Raw genomic sequence first — 7,100 nt, 5'->3', positions numbered from 1 at the left:
GGGCCATGGCTTACGTAATGGTACTGGTCTACATTGTCTACACACCGCGCCAGGGCATTGCGGTTGGCCTGGCCATGGTAGCCCTGACCCTTGCCCTGGGGCTGTTTCGCCTGGGGGGAGAGTTCTCGAGTGGACGCTCTTCGGAGGAGTTTCTGGCGTTCGTCCGCAGCGAGGTTCGCCTGCTGGCGATGGTAGGTTTGCTCTATCTGCTGGCTGCGGTTAAGGATCGCCTGACCCAGATGAATCGCCAGGTGGAAGAGATGCACACCCTGGCCCGCACCGACCCCCTTACCGGCTTGCCCAATCGCCTGGCGTTGAGTGAGTACCTGGAAAAGGAATCACACCGGGCTCACGGGCTATATGTGGTGTTGTTGGATCTGGATCACTTTAAGCAGATCAATGACCGCTACGGGCACACGGTGGGAGATGGGGTACTCAAGGAGGCGGGCCGACGGCTACGCTCTTCTTTGCGCAAGGGCGATCTGCTGGGGCGTTGGGGAGGCGAGGAATTCATGATTATCATGCGCGGGGAAAGCCAGCACGATGTACTGGCTGCGGTGGAGCGTCTGCGCGAGGATATTGCCTTCTGGCCCTTCGATCTGGTGGGGGCGGTATCGGCCAGCTTTGGGGTCGCCGAGGGTCATATGGGCGATGGCATCCATCATTTGCTGGATCGGGCCGACAGGGCTTTGTACCAGGCCAAGCACCTGGGCCGCAACCGGGTTGAACTCAGTCTTACGTAGGGGTGTTTGCTGGCAGTATAGCCACCGGGACTGAAGCTACCTCGAGGCCACTTCTTCGGCTGGAACAGTGGGTTGTGGGCCTATTTGATAGACCGCCCGCCAGGGGCGGAAGTTGGAGTTGAGCACATCCAGGTCTACCTTCCCGTCGGGGCGGGTGATGGTGCGGGTGATACGGGTACGTAAGCCGTCCACTGCCCAGTCCACCTGCTTGACCTGACCAGGGCGCAGACTGGGTTCCACGATGTATTGGGCAGGAGGATGGGGGGTACGGGATAGGATGGTGGGTTTCGAAACCGCTACCTGTCGTCCGTCGGGAATGCCATAGAGGCGCACGGTGTGGGTGGTGCGGGTGACACTGCTGCGGACAACCAGGGGGCCAGGGGTGTCGTTCCTGGCCCGCAGGTTCAGGTAGGGCTGGTAGACCGCCGCATCGAAGCCCACAATATTGTCGTACCAGTGCACCCGGTAAGCATGCTGATTGCGCTCCAGAATGGGCAGCCCAGCCCGATACAGGGCGCGGAAAGCGGTGGTAGAGACCTGACAGACCCCACCCCCCACCCCCTTGATGGTGCGCCCGCCGGAGATCACCAGGGCCTCCTTGAAGCCATTTTCCGGGCTGATGCTGCCAATGGCGCTGTTGAAATCGAAGACCCCGTCTTTAGGCACGATATAGCCATCCAGGTTGCGGGCTGCTGCATGGACATTGGCGATGCGCTCGGCCGTCGAGCCGCTGTAGTAGGTAGTGGCCTCGGCCAGCAACTGCAGGTCTTCAGCCCTGGGAAGGTCGGCAGCACGCACCAGTGCGGTTTTGGGAACTACGGTCAAACCAACCTCGCCCACATCTGGGCGCAGCAGCTCGAGCTCCAGCCGCTTGCGGGTTTCGGGCTGGTTCATCTTCCAGCCCTTCACCTCGGGTCGCACTACGAGCTGCCCTTCGCGGTCTGGGGCGTAGCGGGCATCTACGGGTAAACGATCATGGCGGGTGGCTGTCTGGGCAAGGATTTTACTCAGAGCTACGGTGTTGATCTTGACTTCCTCCTGCACGTTGAGGAGCGCAGCCACCTCGCTCACGTTCAGGGTGCGCTTGTGAACCTGCCCCCCGCCGGCCAGGCTGGGTTCGGTATAAACCAGGGTGATGGGCCGCAGGAGGTCATTGGCTTTGCGGGCCACGGGCCCTAACATGGCTGCAGTTAGACTGGGCGCGATGCTTCTGGGGAAAAACTCGAGCACGGTCTGCCTGGGATATTTGACGTAAATCTCAATCGCGCTCAGAATATCCAGCTTCAAACCCGCCTTTTCGGGAGCAACCATGTACTGTCCATCCCTGAACACCACCCGGGCGTTCACCGGGGCATACTCGAGGGACCTGGCAATTTCTTGCAGGCGTCTTTCCAGTGCCGCCGCGTCCACACTGGGAACCAACGGAATCCTGACCTGCCCGAGCAAAGCCGCCACACGCTCGGCAAAGCGGTCACGCCCTATGGCAAAGGCCCGTTCGGCGGTGGCCCTGGCATCGGGCTTCCAGCCCAACTCGGTGGCCGAGACCTCGAGGGCTTTGTCCCCGGCCCTAAGCGTAAGGCGTGGCGGGGCAATGCTTTGCGTTCCTGCAGCAATTTTTGCAGTGGCCTCAACCAGCGTCAGACCTCCCACCGCTACCCCTGCGGCCTCCACACCCGCAAACACCCTGTTGTGGTGGTAGCGCTCGAATGTAGCCCACCCCAGTACCAGTCCAGTGAATAATCCCAAACCAACCAACAATGCCCACTTCATCAGATTCTGAGTATAGCCGCTGGATGTTGGCTGGATATGAAGGCAGTAACCCAATCGGGCTTAAGGTTCCAAGCATTTTCCTTTCACAGTCCTGACATGGAAACCCTGAGCTTCCGATGCCGTACGGGAGGAAGCCGTGGAGTGCCGGCAACACCTACTGCCGTACGGGAGGAAGCCGTGGAGTGCCGGCAACACCTACTGCCGTACGGGAAGGAGGTCGGGGATGGGTAGCCTTGTCGCTGCGTCCAGCGGCGAAAAATACGCCAGAGACGAAATTTTAGTTGAAGGGACGGCACCATGCATTTTGAAAACTGCCTCCTGGACGCTTTGGGTTCCGTGAATCTGGTATGCCTTCTACGGCAACCTCCCTGGCTTGAGTGCTGGATTCAGGCGGGATAGGATTCCTCCATGCTGCTATATGGGCGTATAGATACCATGACCGAGACCGGGCTGGCGGAGGCAGTGTATCTGGAGGGAGACCGCATTGCTGATGTGGGCAGCCGGGAAGACCTGAGCGCGCGTTATCCCAGGATCAAAAAGCAGGTCATTGAACAGATCACCCCTGGTCTGCATGAAGCCCATGCCCATCCCCAGTTGTGGGGCCAGCAACTGGATAGCCTGGATTTTGAAGGGCTGACCGAGCCCCAGGCAGTGGCACAGAAGGTGGCCCAAAAGGCCCGTACCCTGCCTCCTGGATCCTGGATTCGCGGCGGTGGCTACCTGTTTCGTGCCTATCCCAGCAGTGAAATGCTGGATGAAGTGGCCCCCCACCATCCCGTTTTTCTGCAAAGCCGTGACCGGCACTCCTCCTGGGCCAATCGCAAGGCGATGGAACTGTCCTCCATTGGTGCCCACACTCCCGACCCCCCAGGGGGTGTACTGGTGCGAAATGGGGCCGGAGAACCCACCGGATATCTGTTGGAACACGCCCAGGAATTGATCTACGCGATGGTGCCCAAGCCCGGTCTGGTCGAACTCGAGCGGGGCTTGCAAGACCTTTCACGCCGGGGTTACACCGCAGTGCACCACATGGGCTGGTGCCACTTTAGCCTGGCCGAGCAACTCGCGCATTCGGGGCAGCTTCCAGTGCGGCTGTGGTGGGCGCTCGACCGCGACCACTGGCGTGAAACCCGGCCCGGCTGGCGTGGGGATAGCCTCGAGGTTGCCGCGGTCAAGTTCTTTGCCGATGGAGCCCTGGGCAGCCGCACCGCCTGGATGATCGAGCCCTACCCCGATGGTTCGCAGGGTATCGTGCTCGATCCACTCGAGCTGATCGAGAGTGAGGGCCGTGCAGTCCTTCAAGCGGGTTTTGGGATGGTGGTACACGCCATTGGTACGCGGGCTGTACAGGGCCTGCTGGAGGTTTTTCACCAGCTCCAACCCCTCTCCCGGCGTATTTTTCGCATTGAACACGCCCAGCACGTGCGCGACCAGGAGTTGCCACGGTTTGCCGGTCTGAACCTGGCGATTTCCATGCAGCCCATGCACCTCCTGGGGGATGCCGACCTGGTGCGGCTTCACCTGAAGGGCTACGAGAAAGAGGCTTTCCGGCTGCGCGACCTCTGGAATACCGGCCTGCCGCTGGCTTTCGGCTCGGATGCCCCGGTGATGAAGCCTCTGTTCGAGCAAAACCTGCAAGCCGCCATCCGGCATCCCTTCAACCCCCGCCAGAACCTCACTCCCGAGGAAGTGCTTTGGGCCCATACCAGAGGGGCTGCCCTGGCGGCGGGCTGGCCCCAGCACGGCCTGATCCGCCCAGAAGCCCCCGCCGACCTGACCCTCTGGGAGAACCAGCATCCAGTAGGGCGGGTGTTCAAGGGGGAGATCGAGTTGTACTAGAACTGATCTGGAGAGGTTTATCGGGCTGCTGCGGGTCAGAGATCGAAGGTCTGGAGCTTGACCGAAAGTTTTAGGGGAGAGCTAATAGAGATTTACTACGTAAAAGGGGCGTGTGCCGGGCGACAATCAAGGTCTGTACAAGTCTTTGTCTGCTGGAGATACACAAAACCCTCCCTCCGACGTAGACCACCTGGATACCAAAAGCACTTTGCCGTATACTGGCCTCGACCAAAAATGGTCTCGGTCGTGGGGATGTCCTTGAGTTCCCACAAGGAGGCAAAGGTATGATAAAGACGGCAGTCTTACGAGCGGTCTTACTGGGGATGTTGCTTTTGTCGGGAGCGGCTTTTGCCCAGCAAATCACCCTCACGTTCTGGAGCTGGCGGGTTGAAGACCGCGAGTTCTACAACGATATCGCCAAACAATTCGAATCCCGAACTGGTATCCGGGTGGTCTATACCCCCTACAGCAACGTTGAGTACAACACTATTCTCTCCTCGGCCTTAGCTGCCGGAACTGGCCCCGACATCATCCATACCCGCGCTTACGGTGGCCTGGCCCAACTGGCCGATGCGGGCTACCTTCTGCCCATTACCAACCAGCAGGTGCCCAACCTGGCCCGCTTCCCCGCAACATTGCTCAACGCGGCACGGGGTTTCCGCGACGACACCCGCCGTAGAATCTACGGGGTGCCCTTTGCTACTCAGAGCCTGGGCTTCTTCTACAACAAAGACCTGCTGGCGCGTGCGGGCATCCGCGAAATTCCCGACAACTGGCCCGACTTCAAGGCCATGCTGGCCCGCATCAGGGCGGCTGGGATTGTTCCCCTGGCCAACGGCCCCAGGGATGGTATCAGCCTCGAGCAAATTTTTGGCGTGATCGGCCCCAACTTCTACGGTGGCTCCGACTACTTCCGGGCCGTCACCGCAGGGCAGAGAACCTTCGTAGACGAAGGCTTCATCCGCGCTCTGGAAGAAACCGCCGCGATGCGCGAATTCATGCCGCCCAACTTCGCAGGCATTGGCTACCCCGAAGGACGTACGCTCTTTACCAAAGGCGGCGCAGCATTCTTTGTAACCGGCGGCTTCGACATCGCCTTTTTCCGAGATAACAACCCCCGACTCAACTTCGGTTTCGTGCCGGCCCCGCCTTTGCGGCGTGGCGAACGTACCTGGGTCTCCACCTTTGCCGACGGCAACTACGCTATCAACGCCAGAACCCGCAATACTGAGGCGGCCATCCGCTTCCTCAACTTCCTCTCGACCCAGGAGTTTGGCCAGCAGTTCACTGAAAAGCTGGCCCAAGCCTCAGCAGTACCTGGAATTAGGGCCAAAGATCCTGTCCTGCAAGAGATTATTGATTACACGGCCAGCTACGGCACCCCCTACCTCACCCTGGTTGGTTTCCGCTATGCTGCACCTACCGGCACCGAATTGATGCGCTCGGGCCTCCAGCGGATGGTTTTGGGCCAGGCTACGGGTCGCCAGGTTGCGGAAGAAATGACCAGGGGCGTCGCAACCTGGTTCAGGCCCTTCCAACGATAGCCCATAGCCGATGGCTGATCGCATTTAGAGCCGTCAGCCGTCGGCTATCAGCAGGCTCGTGCACCCACGATAGAAATTTGCGGGGCCGGACTGGCGAAATGCGTTTATTGGGACTCATATTGCGCGGTTTATAACCTATAAGCCTGACGTAAATTTCTGATGTGGAGATACCCTCATGCGCTTCCAACGAAACCTGTGGTTGGTGATTTTCCTGACCCCGGCGCTGCTGCTGATGGTGGTGTTTACCCTCTGGCCCGCAGTGGCTGCTCTGGGGTATAGCCTCTACTCCTGGACCAGCTTCAATCGGGAAGAATTTGTAGGACTGGATAATTTCCGGAAACTTTTGTCGTTCCCTTTTCGCGACGATTTTTTAGAGGCCATGCGTCACAACGTGCTGGCTTTTACGGGCCTGATGGTGATTCAAAATGGGCTGGGGCTGGCTCTGGCCTATGCACTCTGGAAGCAGCCCCCCTTAATGCGCTTTTTCCGGGCCACGGTGTTTCTGCCGGTCATCCTGTCGCTGGTGGTGGTGGGCTTTTTGTGGAAGCTGTTTCTTGACCCCCTGATCGGCCCCCTCACCAAACTCGCCAACATGTCGGGCATTGCCTCCTTTGCCCCGCTGGGCGATCCTGACTGGGCACTCTTCACCCTCATCTGCGTCAATGCCTGGCGCTGGGTAGGCTTTCCCACCCTGGTATTTTTGGCGGGCATGAACGCCATTTCCGAGGACTACTACGAGGCTGCGCGCCTGGATGGGGCCAGCGAGTGGCAGGTTTTTCGCCAAATTATGCTGCCGCTGTTGGCCCCCGCCTTCACCACCATCATCATCCTGACCTTCATCGGCTCGATGGAGTGGTTCGAACTGCCCTACGTGATGGCCGGGGTGAGCGGCAACCCTGGAGGCGCTACCGACACCATGGCTCTGATGTTTTATCGCCTGGCCTTTGGAGCAGCCTCCGAGGCCACTTCCAATGTAGGGATAGCCGCGGCAATCAGTGTGATTCTGTTTGTGATTGTGGGGATTGGCTCGGCGATTGGGGCTTTGTACCTGCGGCGGCGGGAGGTGGAAATGTGAGCCCGTCTCGTTCAGCCAACCCCTGGCGCAGGTTGGGGCCTAGCGGCATCTTTCTGTTCGGCCTGCTGATCCTCAACGCCCTGGGGGTGATTTTGCCGCTGCTCTTGATGCTCATTTTGGCCATCAAAC

At 59.6% G+C, this 7,100-nt stretch carries 5 protein-coding genes; 4 read left to right on the top strand and 1 reads right to left on the bottom strand.

What is annotated here, in order from left to right; all coding sequences use genetic code 11:
* The coding region (locus Q0288_RS17820; RefSeq protein ID WP_299433728.1) for a GGDEF domain-containing protein at positions 1 to 743 on the top strand (743 nt) is incomplete at its 5' end.
* Between the two features lie 36 nt (positions 744 to 779).
* On the opposite strand, the gene Q0288_RS17815 is transcribed toward Q0288_RS17820, so the two are convergent.
* Complete coding sequence (locus Q0288_RS17815; RefSeq protein WP_299433725.1) at positions 780 to 2,513, bottom strand: VanW family protein; 1,734 nt, start codon at positions 2,511 to 2,513, stop codon at positions 780 to 782.
* 408 nt (positions 2,514 to 2,921) lie between these two features.
* Here Q0288_RS17815 and Q0288_RS17810 point away from each other — a divergent pair, with 408 nt between their 5' ends.
* The 3 genes from Q0288_RS17810 (at position 2,922) to Q0288_RS17800 (ending at position 6,971) form a co-directional block, all read left to right on the top strand.
* The gene (locus Q0288_RS17810) at positions 2,922 to 4,352 is read left to right on the top strand and encodes an amidohydrolase (RefSeq protein ID WP_299433722.1); all 1,431 of its coding nucleotides are present in this window, start codon (positions 2,922 to 2,924) and stop codon (positions 4,350 to 4,352) included.
* A gap of 284 nt (positions 4,353 to 4,636) precedes the next feature.
* On the top strand, positions 4,637 to 5,896 hold the full coding sequence (locus Q0288_RS17805) for an extracellular solute-binding protein (RefSeq protein ID WP_299433719.1): 1,260 nt from the start codon (positions 4,637 to 4,639) through the stop codon (positions 5,894 to 5,896).
* A 175-nt stretch (positions 5,897 to 6,071) separates the two neighbouring features.
* Complete coding sequence (locus Q0288_RS17800) at positions 6,072 to 6,971, top strand: carbohydrate ABC transporter permease (protein ID WP_299433716.1); 900 nt, start codon at positions 6,072 to 6,074, stop codon at positions 6,969 to 6,971.
* The last annotated feature ends 129 nt before the right edge of the window (positions 6,972 to 7,100 follow it).

It is taken from the genome of uncultured Meiothermus sp. (assembly GCF_937863175.1).
Classification (GTDB): Bacteria; Deinococcota; Deinococci; order Deinococcales; family Thermaceae; genus Meiothermus.
Note: the sequence above shows the minus strand (reverse complement) of the source record. Positions and strands in the feature narration are given on the sequence as shown.

What these genes read in the sequence shown, in the direction of transcription:
- Q0288_RS17815 (WP_299433725.1), bottom strand. Translation starts at nt 2,513, where the DNA reads ATGAAGTGGGCATTGTTGGTTGGTTTGGGATTATTCACTGGACTGGTA.
- Q0288_RS17810 (WP_299433722.1), top strand. Translation starts at nt 2,922, where the DNA reads ATGCTGCTATATGGGCGTATAGATACCATGACCGAGACCGGGCTGGCG.
- Q0288_RS17805 (WP_299433719.1), top strand. Translation starts at nt 4,637, where the DNA reads ATGATAAAGACGGCAGTCTTACGAGCGGTCTTACTGGGGATGTTGCTT.
- Q0288_RS17800 (WP_299433716.1), top strand. Translation starts at nt 6,072, where the DNA reads ATGCGCTTCCAACGAAACCTGTGGTTGGTGATTTTCCTGACCCCGGCG.